This window comes from Pseudoselenomonas ruminantium, assembly GCF_900142515.1.
Lineage (GTDB): Bacteria > Bacillota > Negativicutes > Selenomonadales > Selenomonadaceae > Selenomonas_A > Selenomonas_A ruminantium_D.
Genome location: NZ_FRBC01000018.1, coordinates 35,678 through 58,698, shown reverse-complemented (window position 1 = coordinate 58,698; position 23,021 = coordinate 35,678). Strand labels below are relative to the sequence as shown.

Annotated in this window: 26 protein-coding genes and 1 pseudogene; 12 read left to right on the top strand and 15 right to left on the bottom strand. The window is 51.0% G+C overall.

All coding sequences use genetic code 11. From position 1 onward, the window contains the following. Window positions 1-5 precede the first annotated feature (5 nt). Together BUB68_RS09710 and BUB68_RS15820 are read right to left on the bottom strand one after the other, a co-directional pair. Window positions 6-1,502 (bottom strand): MATE family efflux transporter, encoded by a 1,497-nt coding sequence (locus BUB68_RS09710; RefSeq protein ID WP_256625862.1) that lies wholly within the window; start codon window positions 1,500-1,502, stop codon window positions 6-8. A 114-nt stretch (window positions 1,503-1,616) separates the two neighbouring features. Further along, window positions 1,617-1,898 (bottom strand): annotated as a pseudogene (locus tag BUB68_RS15820) (IS3 family transposase); the annotation flags it as partial. Between the two features lie 246 nt (window positions 1,899-2,144). Here BUB68_RS15820 and BUB68_RS09700 point away from each other — a divergent pair. From BUB68_RS09700 to BUB68_RS09660, 9 genes are all read left to right on the top strand, one after another. Beyond that, complete coding sequence (locus tag BUB68_RS09700) at window positions 2,145-2,738, top strand: DUF5662 family protein (RefSeq protein WP_073090690.1); 594 nt, start codon at window positions 2,145-2,147, stop codon at window positions 2,736-2,738. Then, on the top strand, window positions 2,704-3,039 hold the full coding sequence (locus BUB68_RS09695) for an arsenate reductase family protein (protein WP_073090687.1): 336 nt from the start codon (window positions 2,704-2,706) through the stop codon (window positions 3,037-3,039). The genes BUB68_RS09700 and BUB68_RS09695 overlap by 35 nt, the downstream gene beginning before the upstream one ends. Before the next feature lie 32 nt (window positions 3,040-3,071). Then, window positions 3,072-4,109, top strand: coding sequence for a Gfo/Idh/MocA family oxidoreductase (locus BUB68_RS09690; RefSeq protein WP_073090684.1), 1,038 nt, complete (start codon window positions 3,072-3,074; stop codon window positions 4,107-4,109). A gap of 239 nt (window positions 4,110-4,348) precedes the next feature. Then, window positions 4,349-4,834 carry a MarR family winged helix-turn-helix transcriptional regulator gene (locus BUB68_RS09685; RefSeq protein WP_073090681.1) on the top strand — a complete coding sequence of 162 codons (486 nt, stop codon included), beginning with the start codon at window positions 4,349-4,351 and terminating at the stop codon, window positions 4,832-4,834. A gap of 61 nt (window positions 4,835-4,895) precedes the next feature. Next, window positions 4,896-5,990 (top strand): HlyD family secretion protein, encoded by a 1,095-nt coding sequence (locus BUB68_RS09680; RefSeq protein ID WP_073090678.1) that lies wholly within the window; start codon window positions 4,896-4,898, stop codon window positions 5,988-5,990. After that, entirely contained in the window at window positions 5,971-7,122 is a 1,152-nt protein-coding gene (locus tag BUB68_RS09675) for an ABC transporter permease (RefSeq protein WP_073090676.1), read from the top strand. Before BUB68_RS09680 ends, BUB68_RS09675 begins: the two co-directional genes overlap by 20 nt. Before the next feature lie 127 nt (window positions 7,123-7,249). Continuing rightward, on the top strand, window positions 7,250-7,522 hold the full coding sequence (locus tag BUB68_RS09670; RefSeq protein WP_073090673.1) for a hypothetical protein: 273 nt from the start codon (window positions 7,250-7,252) through the stop codon (window positions 7,520-7,522). A gap of 61 nt (window positions 7,523-7,583) precedes the next feature. After that, entirely contained in the window at window positions 7,584-8,993 is a 1,410-nt protein-coding gene (locus tag BUB68_RS09665) for a hypothetical protein (RefSeq protein ID WP_073090670.1), read from the top strand. Between the two features lie 85 nt (window positions 8,994-9,078). Beyond that, a complete protein-coding gene (locus BUB68_RS09660) occupies window positions 9,079-9,450 on the top strand; it encodes a hypothetical protein (protein ID WP_073090667.1) in 372 nt (123 codons plus the stop codon). Window positions 9,451-9,543: 93 nt separating this feature from the next. Here the strand turns inward: BUB68_RS09660 and nadE are convergent, their stop codons facing one another. From nadE to BUB68_RS09640, 4 genes are read right to left on the bottom strand one after another with little or no spacing between them, the layout of a single operon-like run. Continuing rightward, window positions 9,544-10,329, bottom strand: a complete 786-nt coding sequence (nadE, locus tag BUB68_RS09655) for an NAD(+) synthase (RefSeq protein ID WP_073090664.1) — start codon at window positions 10,327-10,329, stop codon at window positions 9,544-9,546. 17 nt (window positions 10,330-10,346) lie between these two features. Beyond that, window positions 10,347-11,564, bottom strand: coding sequence for a nicotinate phosphoribosyltransferase (pncB, locus tag BUB68_RS09650; protein ID WP_073090661.1), 1,218 nt, complete (start codon window positions 11,562-11,564; stop codon window positions 10,347-10,349). A 45-nt stretch (window positions 11,565-11,609) separates the two neighbouring features. Then, a complete protein-coding gene (locus BUB68_RS09645; protein ID WP_073090658.1) occupies window positions 11,610-12,164 on the bottom strand; it encodes a cysteine hydrolase family protein in 555 nt (184 codons plus the stop codon). A gap of 14 nt (window positions 12,165-12,178) precedes the next feature. Next, window positions 12,179-12,976 (bottom strand): NUDIX hydrolase, encoded by a 798-nt coding sequence (locus BUB68_RS09640; RefSeq protein WP_256625861.1) that lies wholly within the window; start codon window positions 12,974-12,976, stop codon window positions 12,179-12,181. A 262-nt stretch (window positions 12,977-13,238) separates the two neighbouring features. Between BUB68_RS09640 and BUB68_RS09635 the strand changes: the two genes are divergently transcribed. Further along, on the top strand, window positions 13,239-14,375 hold the full coding sequence (locus BUB68_RS09635; protein WP_073090653.1) for a cation diffusion facilitator family transporter: 1,137 nt from the start codon (window positions 13,239-13,241) through the stop codon (window positions 14,373-14,375). Window positions 14,376-14,574: 199 nt separating this feature from the next. On the opposite strand, the gene BUB68_RS15815 is transcribed toward BUB68_RS09635, so the two are convergent. The 3 genes from BUB68_RS15815 to BUB68_RS09620 form a co-directional block, all read right to left on the bottom strand. Continuing rightward, window positions 14,575-14,955: a rubredoxin gene (locus tag BUB68_RS15815; protein WP_371914855.1), complete on the bottom strand. Its 381-nt coding sequence runs from the start codon at window positions 14,953-14,955 to the stop codon at window positions 14,575-14,577. A 33-nt stretch (window positions 14,956-14,988) separates the two neighbouring features. Further along, window positions 14,989-15,675, bottom strand: coding sequence for a response regulator transcription factor (locus tag BUB68_RS09625; protein ID WP_073090731.1), 687 nt, complete (start codon window positions 15,673-15,675; stop codon window positions 14,989-14,991). A gap of 104 nt (window positions 15,676-15,779) precedes the next feature. Further along, window positions 15,780-16,577 (bottom strand): DeoR/GlpR family DNA-binding transcription regulator, encoded by a 798-nt coding sequence (locus BUB68_RS09620; protein ID WP_256625859.1) that lies wholly within the window; start codon window positions 16,575-16,577, stop codon window positions 15,780-15,782. A 210-nt stretch (window positions 16,578-16,787) separates the two neighbouring features. On the opposite strand from BUB68_RS09620, the gene BUB68_RS09615 reads away from it, so the two are divergent. Both BUB68_RS09615 and BUB68_RS09610 read left to right on the top strand, forming a co-directional pair. After that, the gene (locus BUB68_RS09615) at window positions 16,788-17,171 is read left to right on the top strand and encodes a PTS sugar transporter subunit IIA (RefSeq protein WP_073090647.1); all 384 of its coding nucleotides are present in this window, start codon (window positions 16,788-16,790) and stop codon (window positions 17,169-17,171) included. Between the two features lie 195 nt (window positions 17,172-17,366). After that, the gene (locus tag BUB68_RS09610) at window positions 17,367-18,677 is read left to right on the top strand and encodes a histidine-type phosphatase (RefSeq protein ID WP_143188149.1); all 1,311 of its coding nucleotides are present in this window, start codon (window positions 17,367-17,369) and stop codon (window positions 18,675-18,677) included. Window positions 18,678-18,777: 100 nt separating this feature from the next. Here BUB68_RS09610 and BUB68_RS09605 read toward each other — a convergent pair whose 3' ends face one another. The 6 genes from BUB68_RS09605 to BUB68_RS09580 all read right to left on the bottom strand — a co-directional run bounded on the left by BUB68_RS09605 (window position 18,778) and on the right by BUB68_RS09580 (window position 23,018). Next, window positions 18,778-19,737, bottom strand: a complete 960-nt coding sequence (locus BUB68_RS09605; protein WP_073090644.1) for a bile acid:sodium symporter family protein — start codon at window positions 19,735-19,737, stop codon at window positions 18,778-18,780. Between the two features lie 94 nt (window positions 19,738-19,831). Then, window positions 19,832-20,380: a hypothetical protein gene (locus BUB68_RS09600; RefSeq protein WP_073090641.1), complete on the bottom strand. Its 549-nt coding sequence runs from the start codon at window positions 20,378-20,380 to the stop codon at window positions 19,832-19,834. Window positions 20,381-20,516: 136 nt separating this feature from the next. Next, window positions 20,517-20,996 (bottom strand): acyl-CoA thioesterase, encoded by a 480-nt coding sequence (locus BUB68_RS09595; protein WP_073090638.1) that lies wholly within the window; start codon window positions 20,994-20,996, stop codon window positions 20,517-20,519. Between the two features lie 163 nt (window positions 20,997-21,159). Next, window positions 21,160-21,642, bottom strand: coding sequence for a hypothetical protein (locus tag BUB68_RS09590; protein ID WP_073090635.1), 483 nt, complete (start codon window positions 21,640-21,642; stop codon window positions 21,160-21,162). An 11-nt stretch (window positions 21,643-21,653) separates the two neighbouring features. Next, on the bottom strand, window positions 21,654-21,878 hold the full coding sequence (locus BUB68_RS09585) for a hypothetical protein (RefSeq protein ID WP_073090632.1): 225 nt from the start codon (window positions 21,876-21,878) through the stop codon (window positions 21,654-21,656). A gap of 141 nt (window positions 21,879-22,019) precedes the next feature. Further along, on the bottom strand, window positions 22,020-23,018 hold the full coding sequence (locus tag BUB68_RS09580; protein ID WP_073090629.1) for a Gfo/Idh/MocA family protein: 999 nt from the start codon (window positions 23,016-23,018) through the stop codon (window positions 22,020-22,022). Window positions 23,019-23,021 lie beyond the last annotated feature (3 nt).

Sequence of the window (23,021 nt, the reverse complement as noted above, 5' to 3'; positions counted from 1 at the left end):
TTTCATCATCCTCCTTTATTCTTCAGCACTGGGCGAAAAATATGTCGATTATAATTTTGTGTCTCCAGAAAATTTTTTCCTATATTTTCCTCAGTTAATAAACTGTAAAGAAAATAATCACGAAAAGAACTAAGATTATCTTGTGTCATGTCAAAGTGTATGCCATTATCACGCAGAATTATTTTTGGTTCTCCGTCAAAAAATAAGGTCAACTCTGCTAGGATATTTGTGCCTAGATTCTTTTCTACCACGCTCATGCCAATCTCCTCAACAAGGAGACCGACTTTCATAACATATCGTGATGAAAATCCCCTCTTTTGAAATTCCCCTTCTGCCCAATCCCTAAGCTTGATAACATTACAGATATTAAGCACTTCATCTTGAGAAACGATATCCTTATTGGAGACAAGCAGGGGGAATGTTTCGGGATAGCGGATACGAAGGACAATGGTAAATAAAAGGAAAGTGCCAAAGGGAACAGCGACCATGCCAAGCCACACACCACGCACACCTATAAAAGAGGAAAACAGTATCGGAAGACCGGTATACAAAAGTAAATCCTTACAAAAAGAAAGCGATATGGCAATTTTGAAATAGCCGTTAATTTGATAATACATGGTAAAAAGGTAGAGTAATGCCACAAAGGGCATTGCGAAAGCGACAGTTCTTATAACAATTTTGGCCTCAGCAACTATTGCAACATCGGCAATGCCGAAAATACTGGCAATAGGTTCACAAAATAACCACATAACAGGGATAACTGCTCCACCAAAGAAAGCTGCTACTATGGCCGCTGGTTTCATGATTTTTATTACGCCATCAAAATTATTTTCACCTAAATAAATATTAACGAGAGGTTCTGTTGCCTTTTCTACACCACTTAAACAAACCGCTAGTTGAAAAATGGAAATAACTGCTGATAAAACCGGGAAGTAATCCTGCCCGAAATTCCGCAAAAAATATATAACCAAAATCATATTGCCAACAGCAATGTATAGGGAGATAGAGGCGTTGACATAGCTTAAATTAAGCACCTTTAAAGTGTCGCTAAAGGAACAATAAAACTTCGGCTTTAATGTCTGTGAAACAGAAAACATCCACCGTGCAAATACAGCCATAGCTCCAATCTCACTAATAAATAGCGGTTCATCACCGGGAGCGTATTCCTCCGGGCTATGATATTCAATGCTGTCTAGGAGTATTGGGAACCTCTGGAAGTCCGCCTCTAAACTCTTAATCACATCATCGAAATTTGTGATACGCTCATCCAGCTCGTGGAGTTCGACAATAAGAGCCTCTACAGCGTCTTCATGTCTTTCTACAAATACCATGCTGGAACTGCTATTAAGTGAACTGTCCACCAGATACCTTGTTACCGTTCCGGCATCTTCAAGATTAGGCAGGTCTTTCAGGTCGGGAATATCATCTGCATTAGCATCCAGATAGTCCTGGGCTGCCTTGAGTAGCTCCTTGTTCTGTCTATTGATTTCTCCCCCTGGCACCAGTATATTCCCGACAAGCTCCCCTTGCCGGAAGAACACTGTATAATACTGGCCGTCATTTGGTCGGGGGGCTGCGGACAAAAAGTTGGACTATCATTATGCGATAATTCCTAAAACCTTACCGGCAGCTATGGATAATTCCGTTATATCAGTGAGCCATTTTTTATTCGGTGCATCTGCATGAAAATCCCGATTTAGCAGATTTTCAACAGAAGGGGTTATTTCACCTTGATACGAAGAGTACTTTTTATGCGATTTAACAGGTACTCTCAATCCTTCTTCGGACATAATTCGCCGAATTACCTTTTCGGAAAGGATAATTCCCTCACGGCGAAGGAGTCCATAAATACGACGATATCCATAGCATTGTCGGTTCTTAAAGAATATTTTCCGAATTTTCTCTTTTAAACTGGCATATTTGTCAATACGTTTCTGTATCTTCTTTTCCCCTTGTCAACACCACTTTCATGGCTATCAGCACCTTCTGACGCCCTGGCCAAGTCCGTACGATCCGACATACCACGCAGTACCTCGCACAAAAAGGCTGTTGCATGTTGAAATATATCGTATGGTGTTTGACGATGCCCAAAAATCGCATTATACTTGATGCATACTATTTTTCAATCGTTGGAGGCTTTGCTTGTGAATCTGGTAGAACGTGTCTGTGGCCATACCTGGATGATCCTACGTCATAAATATTGGGTATTTCGCTTTTGCTGTATTGCGGGGATTCCCTGGCAGGGATTTATGCATGACTGGTCAAAATTCTCCCCCACAGAGTTTATCGAAAGCGTAAAATACTACAATGGCAAGGTTTCGCCCATAAAAATCTGCAAGCAGAAAAACAACGGTCTGTCTATGGCCTGGATTCATCATCATGGACGCAACCTGCATCACTATGAGGCCTGGTGGGATAATTTCGACCATGGAGCCTATCCTCAGGATATGCCGTACAAATACGCGGTGGAATTGATTTGTGACTCTCTCGGCGCTGGCAAGGCTTATGGCCGGGACAAGTTCACCTTTCAGGCCGAATACGAATGGTGGCAGAACAAATGCGCCACCGGCATCGGCATGAGCCCCAATATGCAGGCCTTTGTGGAAAGAATAATGAGCCAGCTGGCCAAAACAAACGATTTGACTTTGCTGCGCCCGGAATCAACCTGGGCCATTTATAAAGAAACTGTGAAAGAGGGAAAACATGAACATCCAGATTTTCGGTACCAAGAAGTGTAACGATACCAAGAAAGCCCAGCGGTTCTTCAAGGAGCGCGGGATAAAGTTCCAGTTCATCGACATGCTGGACAAGGGCATGAGCAAAGGTGAGTTCCAGTCCGTCGCCAAGGCCCACGGAGGCATCGATGGCATGATTAACCCAGACTGCAAGGACAAGGACGCCCTGGCCCGGGTAAACTATATGGCCGATAAGCTGGCAACCATCCTGGAGAACCAGCAAGTCATCAAGACACCAGTAGTAAGGAACGGCAAGGAGTCCACCTTGGGCTATGCGCCGGATGTTTGGAAAAACTGGCAGTAATTCATTCCCTGCCCCGGAGGAGGTAAATGCTTATGCATAAACAGCAGGAACTTGTAATCAGCTATATCGGCAATGGCAAGAGCACCAACCGCTATCATCTGCCCTTTGCCCTGAACAGGCCGGAGAAAATCAAGGTCAAGACCGTGTACCAGCGTACGCTGGGCAAAGGCAGCTGGACACCTGTTGCTGGCATCACGTATACGGATAATCTGAGCGAAATGCTGGCGGACCAGGAAATCCAGGCCGTGATCATCTGCACTCCTGTAGGAAGCCATAAATCGTTGGTGGAACAGGTGCTGAAAGCCGGAAAGCACTGCGTCGTGGAAAAGCCCTTTGCCCTGAACCTGAAAGACGCGGAAGATATGTTCCGTCTGGCTGAGGAAAAGGACTTGATTCTGGAATGTTATCAGAACCGCCGCTTTGACAGCGACTTCCTCACGACCCAGCAGGTTATTGAATCCGGCAGACTGGGCCAGCTCTTTGAAGTCAATATGAACTATGACTACTATCGCCCGCAGGTGCCGGAAGGCGAAAAAAACTATCGGCAGGACCAGGCATTCCTCTACACCCATGCCTGCCATACCGTGGATCAGGTGTTGTCATACTTTGGCCAGCCGCAGGATGTCCGCTGTGATGTGCGGCAGCTTCTGGGCAAGGGTCGCATGAACGACTACTTTGATCTGGACTTCTACTATGACGGACTGAAGGTCTCGGTTAAGTCCAGCTATTTCCGGGCCAAAGCCCGGCCAAGCTTTGCCGTATACGGTACCCGGGGCGTATTCATCAAAGAAACCGAGGACCGGCAGGAAGCCGACTTGAAGAAGTTCTATCTGCCTGCGGGCCACGAAGACTTCGGACAGGACCTGCCGGAACATTATGGCACGCTGATCTACTATGATGATGCCGGCCTTTACCACGAAGAAAAAGTTCCTACCATAACCGGCGACTACGCCCGCTACTACGATGCCCTCTATGAAACCATCCTCAACGGGGCACCACCGTTGGTAACCAAGGAACAAACACTGACACAAATGAAGATATTGGAACAGGCCGGGGAAAATCTGAGCTAAAAGCGGAAAAAGAAGCGTTTATGCCTGACAATCGTAAACTTTCTTGTCCGTCCATAAGAGAAATGATATCGTGAAGCTACAAATGGAATAATGAGAGCAGGCCATTGGTTTGCAACGGTAAGAGAGTCTTCAGGCTGATAACCTGCGAGGCTCTTTTATTTTGACCTTGACTTTTCTCAGAAAATCCTTATAATCGATAGTTAGTAAGCTAATTATCATTTTTACGAAAGGCAAATTTCATGAAACGGGAAATAATACCCAGCTTTGCCGAGCTGGAACAACACAAGCGGCTGATTCCTGAGATAAATCCGGCAGCGGTCATGGCCATGCTGAACATCAAGACCGCCAGCGAAGAGATTCAGCAATCCATCCTGGATGTGATACAACAACAGCATCATCTATCTGAGGGCAAGTTCTGCACCATGATTGTCCTGCATCAGCAAGGTGCTCAGGGCATAGCCCCTTCCGTATTGGCCGAGAAGGTAGGCGTGACCCGGGCTACCATCAGCAATATGCTGCAACGCATGGAACGGGACAATCTGGTTACCATCCGGCCGGCCGAGTCCGATGGACGGGCCAAGGTCGTATGCCTGACCGAGGAAGGCACCCGGCTGATGGAGGAAATCCTGCCGCCCCACTACCTACGAGTCAGCAAGCTGATGGAAAAACTCTCTCTGGCTGAACAGAAACAACTCATCATGCTATTGGAAAAGTTAAGTGCCTAAATCTTAGGTACTTTTCTTTCGCCCATATAGTTAGCAAGCTAATTAAAAAGGAGCAAAACGAATGAACACCATGAACAAAGCCAAACGAACTGGCATTATTTTCCTCATCCTGCTGATTGTCGGCGGGCTGGTCCTGATGTACAAGGGCAATGACGCCCTGGTGCTGGCCACCGAGAAGAAAGAAGGCATCCTGACGGCCGAACAGGTAAAGATGTCCTTTGATTCCGTCAGCGGCCGCCTGATCAAGGAAGCCGTCAAGGAAGGGGATTTCGTCAAAAAAGGCGATGTGATTATGGAGCTGGATTCCACAGACACAGATCTGGCCATTGCCAAGCTCAAGACTCAGATTGCCCAGATGGATGCCAATATCGCCTCCACCAGCGGCACGCAGGGCATCAACTTCATGAAAGCGGATACCGATGAAAGCCAGAGCTACCGGGGCATTGACCAGCAGCAGGCTGCCGTACAGTCGGCCAGCGTCACGCTCAAGAACGCCCAGCTGGATTACAACCGCAAGGCCTCGCTGGTGCAGGCAGGCGCCATTTCCCAGTCCCAGCTGGATGATGCGGAAATGACCCTCAACGTGGCCCGGGCTAATATGGAACAGCAAAAGCAGCTCTTGAGCAAGCTGACTGCTGCTACCAATGGCAGCGGCACGGATACCATTGCCCAGGAACGTCAGGCGGCCGCCAATATGTCCAACGATGTGGAGGCCCTGCGCCAGCAGAAAGCCGCTTTGGAAGTACAGCTCAAGGAACTGGAAGTGGCCAAGGAACGTCTGACCCTGCGGGCTCCGGAAGACGGCAAAGTCCTGAAGGTCCTGGCCAAAGAGGGCGAAATGATCAGCCCCTCCACGCCGGTTGTGCTGCTGGAAAGCAACCGCAGCTACTATGACATCTACATCAGTGAAAAGCAAGCCGCCGGACTCAGCGAAGGCATGACCATCAAGGGCTTGACCGTAGCCGGGGAAAAAGAAGTCACGGGCACCGTCCGTCTGCTCACGCAGGCACCGGGCTTTGCCGACCTCAAGAATTCCCGGGAAAAGGGCCAGTCTGACCTGTCTGCTTTCCAGGTACGCATTTACATCGACCCTCAGGAGGGCATTATCCCGGGCATGACGATTGGAGTGAACGCCAGTGAATTCGCTAAGAGATGAACTAAGATTCCTGTTTTCCGGACAAGGCATGCCCTATGAAAAGGTTTGCCTGATGGTGGCCATGGTCATCACCATCTTTATGTCAGTGATCCTCTCTGGCAATATTGCCAAAGATGCCAAGGTGGCCATTATCGACCTGGACAATTCCGCCTATACCCGTTCCCTGATCAACCGCATCGAGGCTTCGGAATTCATGAAGGTAACGGCGGTATTGAATACCCCGCAGGACCCCAAGGAACTGTTTTATCAGGACAGGGCCGTTACCGTGGTCTACTTCCCGCAGGGGCTGGAAAAAGACCGCTACACAGGCACAGCTGCCAATATTGGCGTCTTTTACGACAACACCAACACCGCCAATACCAGCAATATCAAGGAAGCGCTGAATGAAATCATCGGCCTTGACAATGCGGCGGCCAGTGGCGATGTCGGCAGCAGCAACGACAATCTCCAAGGTTCTGTGAGCCTGGCCGTCCGCAATCTCTTCAATCCTCAGGATTCCAAGGACAACGGGGAAACCCTGGGCTTTCTCCTGTTCTTCGGTTCCATGTTCTTCACGTTTGCCACCATCGGCATGATTCCCCGGCTGCGGCTCAGCCATCAGCTGGATGAAGTCCTGCTGCATGGCACGCCCTGGGATTTGCTCATCCGTCTGCTGCCTTACGGTTTCTGCCTCCTGGTCTCCTGGGTGGTGGGCCTCGCCATCCTGCGAGTCTGGGGCGACCTGACTTTTTCCGGCAGTCTGCTGGCATTCCTCTTCGTGCAGCTCTTCTTCATCCCCACCGTGGGAGCCCTCTCCCTGTTCTTTGGCTGGACTGCCGCCAATCCCGGCATTGCCTCCAGCCGCATGATTCTCTTTGTCCCCGGCGGCTTTATCCTGGGCGGCATGACCGGCCCCACCACGTTTTTTGCCGACTGGGTGGTAAAATTCAGCCATATCTTCCCCCTGACCTGGGAATTCCACTTCCAGCGGGATATCATCTCCCGGGGAGCCGGCCTTGCCGATATCAGTCAGACCTTCGGTGCCTTCATGGTCTACATGGGCATTGTGGGCATAATCTTCTGCCTGCGCTTCTACTCCGCCAAGAAAGAGCTTCTGGCCCAACAAGCAGCTGAACAGCAGGAAGCGGTATGATTGTCATGCCCCCCTGACATCTTTAATGAAAATATAATGTCTTTTTAATCTCAATCCAATATGCCATATTTATAATGATCCTCATGGAAAATAAACACATGGATGACGATAGATGAGGAGAAGAAATATGAACAAGAAATTTATGGCAGCAGCTGCTTTGGTGGCAGCAACGTTTTCTGCCGGTCTTATCGGCAATGTGGCCAGTGCCAATCCGGCACCAGCTGCCAAGGCACCGATTGTCCAGCAGCAGGATCAGAAGGACGTCAAGGCTCCTAATGAAAAGCCCCAGAAGAATGACATTAAAAAACAGCATGGAGAACAGGTAAAGCAGCAGCCTGCTCAGGGCGGCCACGAGAAACAGCAGCCCAGTGACAAGCAGCCGCTGCCCAAGACACGTTGATTTTACCTAAGGCAGGAGCCACCAGCTCCTGTCTTTTTCTACCTGAAGGAGCGAGACAAATATGTCCTTTCTGACACCAAAACAAAAACAGCGCCTTATCGCTGCCAGCCTGGCCTGTCTAGGCGCTATGGGCAGCTCATATGCCGCGGTTTCAGCTGCCGGCAATATGCAGCCACCGGCCATAAATGGCATGGCCCAGCCACCGGTTCCCCCAGAGGGGAAGCTGCCCCCCGGGCCACCGCCTGACGGCAAGTTCGGCGGCATGCAGGAGGCCAAGAATGATGCCCAAGACCTCAAAGCCACAGAAACGATTGATGGCACGGCCCGCAACATCAATGAGGTAAAGCTAGCCAATGGCAATACCGATGAGAACGTCCTGCTGGTACGCAATAACGGCAGCCTTACCCTTCAGGGAGCAGAGCTTACCAAGTCCGGGGACAGTTCCAGTGCCGATGCCAGCAACTTTACCGGACAGAATGCCATCATCTTGGTCAATAACAGTACCGCTGAGCTGGAAAACCTGAACCTCTTCTCCGATGCCGATGGCGCCAATGCCATCTTTGCCACGGGCGAAAAGGCACAGATTCAGGCCAAGCACATCAAAATCCATACCAGGAACAACTCTTCCCGGGGCCTTGACGCGACCTATGGCGGCACAATACAGGCCGAAGATGTGGACATCGTGACCGGAGGTGCCCATTGCGGCGCTTTGGCCACCGACCGGGGCGAAGGCAATGTCATCGTCAATGACGCACGGATCCAGACCTCCGGCGAGGGCAGTCCCTGCATCTACTCCACAGGCAATATCCAGCTGACCAATGGCACTGGAGAGGCCCGCGGCAGCGAGATTGCCGTCGTGGAAGGCAAGAATTCCATCGTGCTCAAGGATTCCACCCTAACCGGCCATGTAAAGCACGGCGTGATGCTCTATCAGAGTTTTTCCGGGGATGCCAACGTGGGAATTGCCCAGTTCTCTGCCACCAATTCCACCCTGAACAACCAGTCTGATGGCCCCATGTTCTATATTACCAACACCACGGCCACCGCTACCTTAGAAAACACGACACTCAACCAGTCAGGCGACATCCTCGTGAAGGTAACCAGTGATCGCTGGGGCAGCGAGGGGAAAAACGGCGGTGACTTTACCCTGAAGGCCAAAAACCAGCTGTTGACCGGTCAGATTCTGGCCAACAACATCAGCAAGGTCACGCTCGAACTGGGAAGCGGCAGTACCTTTACCGGCACCATCAACAAGGATTATCAGGCCGAAGCCGCCAATGTAACCCTTGCTCAGGATGCCAGCTGGAACCTGACCGCCGATGCCTATGTGACGACCATCAGCGATGCGCAGCAGGATTTTGGCAATATCCAAAGCAACAAACATAATATCTATTATGACAAGTCCGCCAATCCCGCCCTGCAGGAAAAAAGCCTCAAGCTTCCCGGCGGTGGGAAACTTATGCCGCGCTGACAAAAATTCTTCTTTACAAATTACCGTTTTTCATTTATGCTTTGCCTAAGAAGCATTATCTATCATATATGAGGGAAGTGAGAGCATGACATCACTTAATGGTATAGCCCCCAATATGTTTTATGGCAGGCCTCCCCAGCCAATAAAACAACCGTCCTACAAAGAGGATGAGATTACAGCCCTGAAAGCTCAGGAGAGCAATTACGAAACGCAAATCACCCAATTGCAGGGAAGCAACAATGAGGACAGCCAGGCCAAGGTGCAAAGCCTGCAAAGTGACCTGGCGACAGTCGAAGAGAAACTCGATAACTTAAAACCGATTTCCATGGTCAAGCCCCATGATGCTCCTCCGCCACCGCCCCACCGGGCAGTCCCCACGGACGAAGAGATGAATGCCCGCTTTGGTGCTGCCTACTCGGTGGAAATCAGCAGCTTGAAGATGACCGACAGGGAATAACGTTTCCCCCATTACCAAATAAACGCAAAGAGATGTCCAGATCATGATACCGATATCTGGACATCTCTTTATTTTATCAGGCTGAAGAGTCCGCTACCGTTCCACTACGGGCAGCAGCTCCAGCTTATGTTTGTTCATTTCGTGACGGCGGTCAATATTGGCCTTGACTGCTTCGTCCTCGCATATGCCGGTCCGGATATACTCGTCCAGGACGGCATAGGTAAAACCGAGGTTGTCTTCGTCGGTCTTGCCGCAAAGCCCGTCAGAGGGGGCCTTATGGACCAGCTCAGCCGGCAGGCCGAGGCTGTCGCCGATGGCCAGCACTTCCGTCACGGTATAGGCGGCCAGCGGTGCCACGTCGCCAGCACTGTCCCCGAACTTGGTGGAGTAACCTACATAATCCTCGCTGGCATTGCAGGTATTGATTACCCTTCCCCCTGCAGGGACGCCCTGTGCCACGGCATACAGCACGGCCATGCGGAGCCTTGGCGCCAGATTCTGGGTCAGCGCCTCTGTCACGGCAAAGTGGAAGTTATGGTGGTTCGGAACTTCCGTATATTGCAAGGCCTTCAGCATTTCCTTGAACGGCGTGCCAATATTCACGATGCGGTATTGGATGCCCAGATGGTTGACCAGCCGGAGCGCATCATCCATATCCGCCTGCACGCCATTGGGCATGAGCACGCCCACCACCCGGTCTTTCCCCAGGGCCTCTGTGCACAGGGCAGCTGTCACCGAAGAATCCTTGCCGCCGGAAATGCCCACGACCGCTTTCGTTTCCGGGCCGCCGTTCTTAGAAAACCACTCCTTGAGAAATGCCACTATCTTCCGTTTATCCTCCTCCGGATTGAACGGAGGATATTTTTTTGCCTCTGCCATGTTCATCGCCTCATTTCTTAGTCGTTGTGTTTCAGCCGCCAGTCAATCGTCCGTTGCAGGTAATCCACATACTCCTGATTCCTGCACATGCCCTTGCCAGCCGTATCACTGATCTTGGCCACATCCTGCCCATTGCACTTTGTAATCTTCATCACGATGTTCAACGGCTCGACATAGGTATCATTGGCGATATAGGTGCCGATGCCAAAGGCGACCTTGGCTTTGCCGGCAAAATAACGGGCAATCTTATCGGCCTTCTCGAAGTTCAGGGAATCGGAGAACAGCAGGGTCTTGGTGGCCGGGTCTATGCCCAGACGGATGTAGTGGTCAATCAGCTTGTCTCCCCAGACATAAGGGTCGCCGGAATCATGGCGCACACCGCTGAACAGGGTGGCCAGCGGTTTGTCAAAATCCCGCAGGAAGCAGTCCGTAGTAATGGTATCGGTCAGGGCTATGCCGTTATCCACGCCGTACTCTCTTACCCAGGCCTCCAGCGCCACCTTGTTGGAATAGCTCGGATTATAGAGATGGTTGCCCTGCCCCATGGCCATGATCCATTCATGGGCCATGGTTCCCACAGGCTTTACCCCATACTTCTTGGCCAGATAAACATTGGAAGTGCCGACAAAATAGGAGCGGAGCACATCCTCACGGTCGAGCGCAGCGAACTGCTCGATGGCGTATTCCTGCGCCTCGGCACAAAGGCGTCTGCGCAGGCCGAATTCCGAGAACACCGGCAGCCAGTAATGGCCCTCGCGCAGCATATCCGCCTTGGCCCGGGTGCGCTCCTTGGAAGACTCCAGCAGCGCATCATAATCGTCACGGAATCGGAAATAAACCTCATTCACGATGGCCAGCGTGGGAATCTCATACATGGAGGTGTCCAGCCAGGTGCCCGCCGCTTCGATATGCAGGCCGTTGTCCCCGCCAGCTTCGATGAGGAAATCTGCAAAATTCGGTTGCCACAGGCGGAGATGGTTGATGTAGGATTTCTTGAGCCATTTGATGCCCGCAAGATACTGCAGCTCGTCTTCGGTAAAACGCAGGCTGCAATAAGCCTTGAGCTGCTCCCGGATTTCTTCCACCATCTCCGAAGTAAACTGCACATCCGTATTGCGGCATTTGAAAGTCCAGGTCGTCTCGTATTCACTGGCCTGATGAAAGATGGCCTGTCCCATGCTGAATTTATAAAGGTCTGTCTCCAATAAGGAGTTGATAATCGGATTGAACTTCATTTTGCCTGCGGGCCACGCCTGCCCGCTTCACCTCCCTTTCCCAGGTTATTTCCGCCAGGGCTCCTGTCCCTGATGGACCACTTCCACCTGAATCGCCTTCATGGCGTTGAGGGCCGTGTCATGTGATTCCGGGCTGACACCTGCACAGCAGGCAGCATCCACCAGGATATGGGCATTGGGGCAGGCCGTCTTGGCCACCACCGCATTGGACAGGACGCAGATATCGGTGCATAAGCCAACGAGCTCGATGGTACCGAGGTCCGCTGCGTTTTCATGAAGATAATTCCCGAGGTCAAACGAGCCAAAGGTTTCCTTGTTGACGATTTTGTCCTCTGCCGCGCTGCCGAGGCGCCCGTCCAGCTGCCAACCTTCCGTATCCTTTAGGCAATGCGGCACCGGCAGGTTCCTGCCCTCCTCGGTCTCCCGATAATCAGCGCCATGGGTGTCCCGGGTAAAGATGATGCTGCTGCCATTTTGGCGGGCTTCCGCAATCTTTTGGGCAACCTGCGGAACAATGGCCACAGCTGCCGGCGAGCCCAGCGCTCCATCCACAAAATCCTTCTGCATGTCAACTACAACCAATACATTTTTCCTGCTCATTGCTATCCGTCCTTTCAAACCTCAAATTCGGCCGCACCCAGATATTTATACATGGTTGTCGGCGGTTTGCCCTCCGCGTCAAACTTGCCCAGTTCCTTGACCAGATGCTTCTTCACATATTCCCGCAGGAACATCTTGCGGAAATTTGACCGGTCCAGTTTCTGGAACAGGATGGCCTCATGGACCTTCATCAGTTCCGCAATGTCAAATCTTGACCGGTCATTCAGCAGGGCAAAGGCATCATTAGTATAATTCAGCCTGCCCCGGAGCCGCTTCATGGCGGCCAGAATCAGTTCGCCATGGTCAAACGCGAGATTGTTCATGGTGATGGAGCACCTGTTCCCCACAAAGTAGGTGGAAAGCTCCCCATTCTCATCATAGCCCTTGCGAATCTTGAACAACTTGGCCTCCTTGGCATCATCCCCAGCCTTGATGGTCAGCAGCCGTTTGGGAACCAATGCCGTATAGACCACGCTGACCACATGGGTACGGGGGTCCCGGTCAGGTGTACCCACGGTGATAAGCTGCCGCAGGTCAATGCCATCGGAAACCTTGACACCCGTCTCCTCATACAGCTCACGGGCCGCCGCCTCGTCAATGGACTCCTTTCCCGCCTCCAGGAAGCCGCCGGGGATGGCCCAGTGGTTTTTGTAAGGATGACCTCCGCGCTTGATCAGCAGCACATTGAGCTCATTGTCCTCATCCACCGTGAGTATCACCACATCCGCAGTGACAGAGGGCCGCTCATACTTGCTGGCGTCATACTGTTTCAGGAACTCCTGCTCCTCTTTGTTCATTCCTTCTGTATCCATTGTCATGCCTCGCTTTTGTCCTTTTCCCGTATTTCCTTGAATCATTCCAGATAGGTAATAACTACCATAAATAAAGTAGTAACCTTAACTACGTTTAGTATAGTATAAAGTACCATACTATGTCAATCTTTTTCGCACAAAACTTCGCCGTTTTTTATTTCCTATGGATAAATCCTGACAAGATAAAGGCGTTTTCAGCCTTTCGTCGAAACATCATAGATATAAGAACTTATACAATAATCACAAAGGAGGAAGATTTCATATGAATGACATCATCTCACCTATAGAAACAACCACCAACCGGGACCGCATCATCATCAGGACCAGCATCATCGGCATCCTGACCAATGTGCTGCTGGCCGCCTTCAAGGCCGCAGTCGGCCTCATGTCCAATTCGATTGCCGTGATCCTGGATGCCGTCAACAACCTATCTGACGCCCTTTCGTCCATCATCACGATTGTGGGAACAAAACTGGCAGGAAAGCTGCCGGACAAGGAACATCCTCTCGGATATGGCCGGATTGAATATCTCAGCGCCCTGACGGTAGCAGGCATCGTGCTTTATGCAGGCATTACCTCAGCCGTTGAATCGGTCAAGAAGATCATTTACCCAGAGGAACCGGTCTATGGTATGGTCGCCCTTGTCATCATTGCCACAGCCGTAATCGTGAAGATTGTCCTGGGAAAATATGTCAAGACGCAGGGCGAAAAAGTAAATTCCGGCTCCCTGGTGGCTTCCGGCGCGGATGCCATGTTCGATGCCGTGCTTTCTTTTTCCGTGCTGGTTTCGGCCATCATCTTCCTCACCACCAGCATATCGCTGGAAGCTTATGTGGGTGCCGTAATCTCCGGCTTTATCATCAAATCCGGCATCGACATGATACGGGACACGGTGGATGAAATCATCGGCAAGCGTGCGGACAAGAAAATCTCCCGGCAAATCAAGGAAATCCTGACCAGCGAGCCGGAGGTGCGGGGGGCCTATGACCTCGTCCTGTACAACTATGGCCCCAACAAGGATTTGGCTTCCGTCCACATCGAGCTGCCCGACACCATGAGCGTCAAGGATGTCGATACGCTTACCCGCAAGGTGGAAACCAAGGTCTATGAGCAGACCGGCATCATCCTTGCAGGAGTAGGGGTATACTCCTGCAATACCGAAGATAACGAGACGGCAAAAATACAGCACGATGTGCGGGAAAGGATAACCGCCTACGACTGGGCCTTGCAGATCCACGGCTTCTATGTGGATACTGCGTCCAAGGATATGCGCTTCGACGTGGTCATGAGTTTTGACATCAATCCCAAAAAAGGCCTGCATATCCTTTATGAAGAAATGAACCAGGCCTATCCGGATTACACCGTCCATATCGTGTCGGATGTGGACGTATCCGATTAAACCGCTGTGTACAGACAGCAAAAAGGGTTGCCACCCATTTGTTATCCATGAAATGATAACAAATGATGTGACAACCCTTTTTTATGCTTGAAAAGAGCGAACAAGCAGCGCTCGATATTCCTCGTGAAAATTTCCCACGTATTACCGACGGCGGCAGACCGAAACCTGCCACCCAATCGGCAAAATGCCCGGCCTGCCCTTACGCCTTGTTGAACTTATCCTTGCTCTGCTTGCAGCGCGGACATTTCCAATCGGCAGTCAGGTCCTCAAAGGCCGTCCCTGCCGGTATGCCATGTTCCGGGTCGCCAACGGCCGGATCATAGACCTGCCCGCAGATGGAGCAGATATATTTGCCCGTGGCCTCCTCTGCCGGCAGGAGATAATAGCGGGTCTCCCAGACCAGCAGGAGACCGCTGATAAGAATCATCAGCAGGCTGTCAATCCCCAGCAGGACCGGCAGAGAAAGGGAAATGCCGACGATATTCACCAGCCCCCAAACGATGGTGCAGGCCAACGGGCAGACGAAACCGATGGTCAAAATAGCGGAAGCCGCATGGAAAAAGCGGATAGGAAGAACCAAGCGGCCCTTCGCGCCAGAATTGGCGCAAGATGTTCATAGCACTTCTCCCTGCTTGAAAACAGCCTTGCAACCTAAGCCACGCACCGTAAGGATCTCAAAGTCAGGATAATTCATGAACTTATGGCGCAATTTCTTGATATGGGCATCCACATTCCGGATATCGGTGTCCTTTTCCATGCCCCAGATTTCATCCACCAGTTCCTGCCGGGTAAAAATCTTGTTCGGCTGATTCAGCAGTTTGAACAGGAGGTAAAACTCCTTGGGCGGCAGCTCCCATCTTTGCCCCTGCGTTTCCACGGAAAGCGCGGCATAGTCCAGTACCGTCCCCCGGATGGTCAGCCGTTTCTCACTCAAAAGCTGGGCCCTTCTTAAAAGTGCTCCGATGCGCAGGAGCATTTCCCGCAGGTTGATGGGCTTTACCATGTAATCGTCCATCCCGGCCAGGAACCCCTTTTCCATGTCCTCCATGCTGTCTTTCGCCGTGATCATCAATATGGGCAACGGATAGCGCGCACCGCGCAGCTCCCGCGTCAAGGCATAACCGTCCATGTGCGGCATCATGACATCGCTGACAATGATGTCAATATGCTCCTTGTCCAGAATAGCCAGCGCCTCCTCGCCGTCAAAAGCCGAAAACACATGATACTGGGCCTGCCGCAGCTTGGCACAGATCATGCGATTGAGGCTCACATCATCCTCCGCTACCAAAACAGAAAACACCGCACACACCCCTTTTCCATTTTTCATTGCCTGTATCTTACTATTTCTTTATGACCTCAATATGACATTTCCTGCTGCTTCCAAAAAAATTTCCTTTCCCTTCCTCAGACCAGATAGACTTCTGTGCCACCAGCCTTGATTTCCTGCACCAGTTCAGGATTGGCACCGCTATCCGTGACCACAGCCTCGATTTCGGGGAGCCTGGCCACTATCTCGAAAAAGTCCCCGCCCAGCTTGGCATGGTCAGCGGCCACAATCACATGGCGGGACTGGCGGATGAGCACGCGCTTCGTTTCTGCATCGGCATAATCCGGCACTGTAAGGCCATGCTGGGCATTGAGGCCATTGGCACCGAGGAAAAGGTAATCGATGCGGAAACGCTGGATGAAATCCGTGGTCAACAGGCCATTGAACCCGCGGATATCCTCATTGAACTCCCCCGGAACCATGATCAGCCGGATGCCCTTGGCACTGCTCAGCACCTGAGCTGTATCCAGAGAATTGGTCAGCACGGTAATGTTCTTCTTGCCCCTCAGGGCCTCGGCGATGCGTTCCGCCGTTGAGCCGCAGTCAATGAAAACCGAATTGCCCTCGCTGACCATGGCGGCACAGCGGGCAGCAATCCGCTGTTTCTCCAACGGCAGCTGCGTCTGCCGGAATTTCAGGCTATATATGACCGCTGTGCCATGATTGATGGCCGCGCCCCCACGAATCAAGGTAACCAGCCCCTGCCCCGCCATGACTTCCAAATCCCGCCGGATGGTCATGGCGGAAACGTCCAGCACCTTGCATAAATCCGACGTATAACCGGTATGATTCTCTTCCAAATACCGGAGTATCTCTTCCCTTCTTGCCGCCGCCTTCATCCGCTGCCGCCACCTTTCCTGTATGACTTCACTCAAATATTCTGTCTTTTGTTACTTTATATTGTTATTTTACCATATAATCAGGCTATGAATTAACATTTTTGCTTATTTTATCCGCCAAGATAACAGAATATGTGTTTTTAGCCTTGTCTCCGTATTTCTCGCTTGCTACAATACAGACAACAAGCAACATCCGGATGACCGAACAGAAGAATCAATCGTATATGAAAAGAAAGGATGTTTCCAATGAAAACCATCATTGTTTCCAATACTACCCTTGCCTCTGCTCTGAAGGAATCCTTGGCAGAATACATCTACCGGCCTGCCTGCGCAGCCTTTTGCTTCGCGCATCCTGCCCATCAGCAAACAGCAGCCAAGCTGAACGAATATCTCCAGGCCTGCGAAGAACAGAATCCCCATGAATCCTACCTCATCCTCGCAGATGCCTTCGCCTCCACCGCCTACAATGAAACAGCTCTCCTGTTGGAACGGCTGAGCCTCCAGGACCGTGCGGTCATCTACACCGGCGCCAGCCTGCCCATGCTCCTCCAGCTCTATGATGAAGACGAGTCCGCCACAGATATGGAACTCTGGAAAAAACTCCAGCCCATCCTGCAAAAAACCGCATAAAAAGAAAGCGTCCCCACCCAGTCGCCACAGACAGGCTGATTTGATGGGGACTTTCCCTTCGCCAAAAACAGATTACAGGATCGAGCATAACTTCATGTTCAAGGATATTTCATAATCTTTCGGATTGTTTTGTCCAACATATCCGTTTATAATTGATGCTATAAGAAAGATCAATATATTTTAGGAGGATTTGCCATGAACTTGAAGAAAATGGCCGCTGCCATCTGCCTTTCTCTGGTTACCCTGTCCAATGTGGTACAGGCGGAGCACCCCCCTGCGTTCCAGAAGAACTATCAGTTGAAAGAAATGGTGGTCCTGAGCCGCCACAATATCCGCTCTCCCCTGTCCGGCAATGGGTCTGCACTGGACAGCCTTACGCCCCATACCTGGTTCAAGTGGACCTCCGGTCCCAGTGAGCTTTCCCTGCGTGGCGGCCAGCTGGAAACCATGATGGGACAGTATTTCCGCCAACGCTTGGTACGGGATGGCCTGATTACGGAAAACTACCTGCCGAAAGAAGGCGAAGTCCGCTTCTATGCCAATTCCATGCAGCGCACCATTGCTACGGCTCAGTATTTCTCCAGCGGCATGCTGCCAGTAGCCAATGTCACCATCGAGCATAAATACGCCCCCAGCAAGATGGACCCGGTTTTCAAATCCCAGCTGACCTTTGTCAGCGACGCATTCCTCCAGCAGGCCATGAAAGAAATCAGCTCCCTAGGCGGAACCAAAGGACTGCAAGGTATAAATGACAAATTGTCCCGTGAATACCGGGTACTGGAAAAGGCACTGGACCTGAAGGATTCTCCCCTAGCCAAAAAAGACGGCTTCACCAGCTTCCGCCATGACGATTTGCAGATCATACTGGAAGTGAATAAAGAACCGGCAATGAAAGGTTCTCTGAATCTGGCCAACTCTGCCAGCGATGCGTTCATCCTGCAATATTACGAAGAAATGGACAAGACCAAAGCCGGCTTCGGCCACAAGCTTTCCCAGCAGGAATGGGAAGATATTGCCCGGGTGAAGACCGTGGCCAGCGATGTGCTCTATGCGGCGCCAAGTGTGGCCGTGAATTTGGCTCATCCCTTGTTGAAGGAAATGGACAAGGAGCTAAAGACCCAGGGACGCAAGTTCACCTTCCTCTGCGGCCATGAACCCAACATCGCCAGCGTGCTGTCGGCACTGGAGGTGGAGGCATACAGTCTGCCCAACAGCATCGAGAAAAAGACGCCCATCGGTTCAAAATTGGTTATCGAAAAATTTGCCGGCAAGGATGGCCAGGAATACGCCGCCTTCAGCCTGGTCTACCAGAGCACAGATCAGCTCCGTGATCGCACGGCGCTGACCCTGGAGAATCCCCCGGAAGTTTTCCCGCTGAAACTCAAGGGCTTGAAAGCCAATGCCGATGGCCTGTATCGCTTACAGGATGTACAAGCCCGTTTCCAGCAAGCCATTGATGCCTACAACAGCCTGCCACGGGATAAAACAACAGCCAAGGCAGCCTAAACTACGCCCTCATCCCTATAATGAACGAACTCCCCCATAAGCAAAGCAGTCAGCTTATGGGGGAGTTTGTTATACCTGCGCAAGCCGATATAGATGCGCGTTATTTGACGGTCTGTACGGCAGGCATTTCCTCTTTGCTCATACGGCTCGACAGATAGTTGGCCGCCAGTGAGCCGGAAATATTGTGCCATACGCTGAAGATCGCACCGGGAATTGCCGCGGCGGGACCGAAGTGGAGCATGGCCAGGGAGGTTGCCAGCCCGGAGTTCTGCATCCCCACCTCGATGGAAACCGCTTTCGCCTTGGCCATATCCATATTGAAGGCCTTGGCCAGCAGGAACCCCGTACCGTAGCCCAAAAGGTTATGGCACATGACCACAGCCATAATGAGCAGCCCCGTCTCCAAAATCTTCTGGGCACTGACCGCGACCACGCCACCAACGATCAGGACAATGGCGATAACGGAAACCAACGGCAGGAGTTTGACCACCTTCTGCACCTGCTGTTCAAAGAAGGAATTGATGACAATCCCCAGCACAATCGGCAGGATTACCACCTGGACAATGGATATCATCATGGCGGACAGGGAAATGTCCACCCAGGCACCGGCCAGCCACCAGGTAAGCAGGGGCGTGACGATGGGGGCCAGGATGGTGGTGGTCATGGTCATGGATACCGACAAAGCCACATCCCCGCGGGCAAGGTAGGTCATGACATTGGAAGAGGTGCCTCCCGGGCAGGTCCCCACCAGAATGACACCAGCGGCCAGTTCAGGCGGCAGGTTGAATCCTTTGGCCAAGGCATAGGCCAAAAGCGGCATGATGGTGAACTGGGCCAAAGCCCCGATAAACACATCCCGCGGACGCTGGAATACCAGCTTGAAATCCGAGAGCCTGAGCGTCATGCCCATGCCGAACATGACAACGCCCAACAGCATGCTGATATTCGGGGCCACCCATTTGAAACTCACCGGCTCCAACAAGGCTATCCCCGCCACCAGGACGACCAGTACAGCCATGTACTTAGAGATAAAAGCACTGAGTTTTTCCAGATAATGCATAAGACCAATCCTTTCCAAATATGATGTTTACAATATTACAACTGCTGCAGTAAATTGTCAACACATAAAAGACTGTCGTATGCGATACAGATATTTAGCTCATTGTCTCAATCTGGTTCCTGATCCGGAATACGTCCACCACCAATTCCCGTTCCTGAAGTTCATCGATATAGCAGAGCGCATGCTTCTTATCGATTGTAGCAGTCAGCATTTCGCCCTGTACTTCCCCCGTTTCATAGCGACGCTTATAGCGCATGGCGATTTCATGGTCTGGCGTCCAGGATAGCCCATAGACGGCCCTATGGGGGCTCACGCCGCGATAGATGGTGATCTTATCGGGCAGAGCATCAAAATAAGCCTGTTCTGCAGCATTCATCAACTTCGTTGCCTTACGGAAATAGGCAACGATTTCCTCCCGGCTTACATTCGCATCCTGATTGGGATCTTCCTCATCCAGCCAGCTCTTCTTGAGGTACAGGGAATAATCCTCCAAATCCATGCAGTCACAGCAGAGTTTGAACCATGTCATTTTCATTGGAGCCGGTATGGACGCATAGATAGCCGGAAGGTCTGCATGATCCAAGGACAGGCTGCCAAAATGTCCTATGGTTATCGCCTTGATTTCTTCCAAATCCGTTTTCATAGCCTCATCTCCTATCGTCTCCATTATACCAGCTGCTTCTGGCAAATGAAGCATTCCTGCTATTTTCAGCATTATTTTCTCCAGATACCACAAAAGCTCCAGCGATTCAAAATCGCCGGAGCTTTTGTTTCAAGCATCACTTATTTGCCTTTTTGGCTTCATCACGTTGTTTTTTGCGCTGATGATAAAGCTCATGACGTTTTCTGGCAGCCTCAAAAGCAGCCTTTTCTTCTTCCGTTTTCAATTCCAATGGCGGCACAGCCATTGGACGACCATTGCGGTCTAAGGCCACCATAGTGAAATATGCCGATAATGCATGCTGAGGCCCCTGTTCTGCTTCTAATACTTCCACCTCTACATTGACCGCTACTTCCATAGAAGTATGTCCCACATAGATGACTTCAGCCGTACAAGTCACCAAATCACCAATGAGTATCGGGGTATGGAATTCCAGTTCATCCACCCGCGCAGTCACTACATTAGAGCGGCTGTACTTGCGCGCAGCTGCATACGCCGTAGAATCCATCATCTTCATCAGCTCGCCGCCATGAACATTTCCGCTGGGGTTCGTCTGACTCGGCATCATAACTTCACTTAAATAAATCTTATTTGACATAAAACCTCCACTTAGTAGAAATAAATTTGCTTGATTCTTTTGCTATTATAGCATAAATATACAGTATCACTGTAACATTTATGACATGAAAAACAATTTTATTTCTTATAAGTTACAATTTTTGCCAAAACATGTCTGTAACCACATCACATAAGATCTGCAATCATTCCGGGCTATAGCCCAAATACCGAAAGACATTCCGCAAAGGCTGCTTATCACGGATGTCCAGCCAATCATCCGGGCAGCTGTCATCGTCAATCAGAATCAGCAAGTAATCCAGAATCATCCGCCGCGCTGCCCATAGACCGACTTCACTGGCGGTATACCGCTGGCCAGTCAAGCGCACAGAACCGTCTATATAGCTGTCGGCGATAATCAAATCCCCCAACACGGAGACCACCGCTTCCAGCGCGGACCAGACTGGCAGGAAATCATCGCCCGGCTCCAGCTCCCAATGCGGGCTGTGCGCCACAATCTGATAAGCCATCCGCAGCGCATGTATCTGCGCAATGCCCTCCATCGCCGTCAAGGATTCTGCTTCCAGAGCCGCCATCATTGCCGTATACCGCGCACATGGCCCCGCCTTCGTCCGGGCCGCCTCAGCCAGCCGGGCTTCACGGACTTTGGTAAAATCAATAACTGCCATGCTTCCCTCACTCAACAGGAACTATTTCCCAAAACAGGATGCCTGACCTGACGCAAAGCCCGCACACAGATGAGCCGCAGGGCCTCCGCAAGCTCTACATCCGTCCGCTGACTGCCATTTTCGTAAACACACAAGGGATTTTCCAAGCCAATCTCGCTTGCTGGCATATAAACATACTCACCAGTGCTATGATCACCGAAAATCACACCGCTCTTCAATTCGGATATGGTAATCAATCACGCCACTCCTTATCATAATATTCATCGTAAATATCGTATTACAAGAAATTATGCCTGTCAAATCTCCTTGCCTTGGCCCACCATTCAGGTACTGCTGTCCTGTATGGAATCAGCGGATGCGCATCGGTGGAAAATCGCTTATTGCCGGTCACAACCAAACACGATGCCCGCATTTTTGCGGGCTTTTTCAGCTGTTTCCATGACAGAAAGCGATACATCCAGTCCCGCTTTCATGCACATATAATCCCCTTCATGATAAATCCGGGCAAATTCCTGGAATTCATGTACCATACGGTTGGAATAACGATTCAGCTCATAACGTGTCACACTGCTTTCCCCCAGGTAAGACACTTCAAAGGCACGAAGTTCATTAGGCTTGCCCACCACACGCATCCATCCCTTCTCCCCCTGCACAGTAATGAAACAGGGGCTTTCCGAATCCTTCGCTCCCAGGGCCAGCGCTGTAAAACCGGGATACTCCATGAGTAACGTACCAGAAGTATCAATCCCATTGAACCCGATATGCGGCACATACGACACATTATCTGGAACACCAAAAAGTCCTATGATGAAATTCAGATTATAAATGTTGATATCATAGAGCGCACCACCGGATAGCTCCGGATCAAAAGCAGGCAGCACTTCTCCTTTCAGATACCGGTCATAACGGCTGGAATATTGTGAGTAATTAGCTGTAATGGCCCGGATTTTCCCCAGCTTTGGCAAAACCACCTTCATGGCCTTGAAATTCGGCAGATAATGTATCGTCACAGCTTCAAATACATAGCGCTTCTTTTCCAGTGCCAGCTCCCGCAATTCTGCCACCTCTGCAGCTGTAGAGGCAAAGGGCTTTTCCACAATGACATGCTTGCCGGCTGACAACGCACGTTTAGCATACTCATAATGAACACTGTTGATCAGCCCAATATAGACAAAATCAATATCAGAACTGGCCAACAGCTCAGCATAGTCTGTATAGACAGCCGGGATGCCATAGCGCTGGGCCAAAGCCTGCGCCTTATCCTTGCTGGCAGGACGGGCCAATATTGCCGTTACCTGTACCTCTGGCACCTCCTGCAGCGCTGGCAGTGCGCCTTCCTTCACGATAAACCCGGTTCCCAGAATTGCTACCTTCATACC

What these genes read in the sequence shown, in the direction of transcription:
- BUB68_RS09670 (WP_073090673.1), top strand. Translation starts at nt 7,250, where the DNA reads ATGAACAAGAAATTTATGGCAGCAGCTGCTTTGGTGGCAGCAACGTTT.
- BUB68_RS09640 (WP_256625861.1), bottom strand. Translation starts at nt 12,976, where the DNA reads ATGGATACAGAAGGAATGAACAAAGAGGAGCAGGAGTTCCTGAAACAG.
- nadE (WP_073090664.1), bottom strand. Translation starts at nt 10,329, where the DNA reads ATGGCAGAGGCAAAAAAATATCCTCCGTTCAATCCGGAGGAGGATAAA.
- BUB68_RS09615 (WP_073090647.1), top strand. Translation starts at nt 16,788, where the DNA reads ATGAAAACCATCATTGTTTCCAATACTACCCTTGCCTCTGCTCTGAAG.
- BUB68_RS09665 (WP_073090670.1), top strand. Translation starts at nt 7,584, where the DNA reads ATGTCCTTTCTGACACCAAAACAAAAACAGCGCCTTATCGCTGCCAGC.
- BUB68_RS09605 (WP_073090644.1), bottom strand. Translation starts at nt 19,737, where the DNA reads ATGCATTATCTGGAAAAACTCAGTGCTTTTATCTCTAAGTACATGGCT.
- pncB (WP_073090661.1), bottom strand. Translation starts at nt 11,564, where the DNA reads ATGAAGTTCAATCCGATTATCAACTCCTTATTGGAGACAGACCTTTAT.
- BUB68_RS09660 (WP_073090667.1), top strand. Translation starts at nt 9,079, where the DNA reads ATGACATCACTTAATGGTATAGCCCCCAATATGTTTTATGGCAGGCCT.
- BUB68_RS09690 (WP_073090684.1), top strand. Translation starts at nt 3,072, where the DNA reads ATGCATAAACAGCAGGAACTTGTAATCAGCTATATCGGCAATGGCAAG.
- BUB68_RS09600 (WP_073090641.1), bottom strand. Translation starts at nt 20,380, where the DNA reads ATGAAAACGGATTTGGAAGAAATCAAGGCGATAACCATAGGACATTTT.
- BUB68_RS09635 (WP_073090653.1), top strand. Translation starts at nt 13,239, where the DNA reads ATGAATGACATCATCTCACCTATAGAAACAACCACCAACCGGGACCGC.
- BUB68_RS09645 (WP_073090658.1), bottom strand. Translation starts at nt 12,164, where the DNA reads ATGAGCAGGAAAAATGTATTGGTTGTAGTTGACATGCAGAAGGATTTT.
- BUB68_RS09595 (WP_073090638.1), bottom strand. Translation starts at nt 20,996, where the DNA reads ATGTCAAATAAGATTTATTTAAGTGAAGTTATGATGCCGAGTCAGACG.
- BUB68_RS09580 (WP_073090629.1), bottom strand. Translation starts at nt 23,018, where the DNA reads ATGAAGGTAGCAATTCTGGGAACCGGGTTTATCGTGAAGGAAGGCGCA.
- BUB68_RS09610 (WP_143188149.1), top strand. Translation starts at nt 17,367, where the DNA reads ATGAACTTGAAGAAAATGGCCGCTGCCATCTGCCTTTCTCTGGTTACC.
- BUB68_RS09695 (WP_073090687.1), top strand. Translation starts at nt 2,704, where the DNA reads ATGAACATCCAGATTTTCGGTACCAAGAAGTGTAACGATACCAAGAAA.
- BUB68_RS09590 (WP_073090635.1), bottom strand. Translation starts at nt 21,642, where the DNA reads ATGGCAGTTATTGATTTTACCAAAGTCCGTGAAGCCCGGCTGGCTGAG.
- BUB68_RS09685 (WP_073090681.1), top strand. Translation starts at nt 4,349, where the DNA reads ATGAAACGGGAAATAATACCCAGCTTTGCCGAGCTGGAACAACACAAG.
- BUB68_RS09680 (WP_073090678.1), top strand. Translation starts at nt 4,896, where the DNA reads ATGAACACCATGAACAAAGCCAAACGAACTGGCATTATTTTCCTCATC.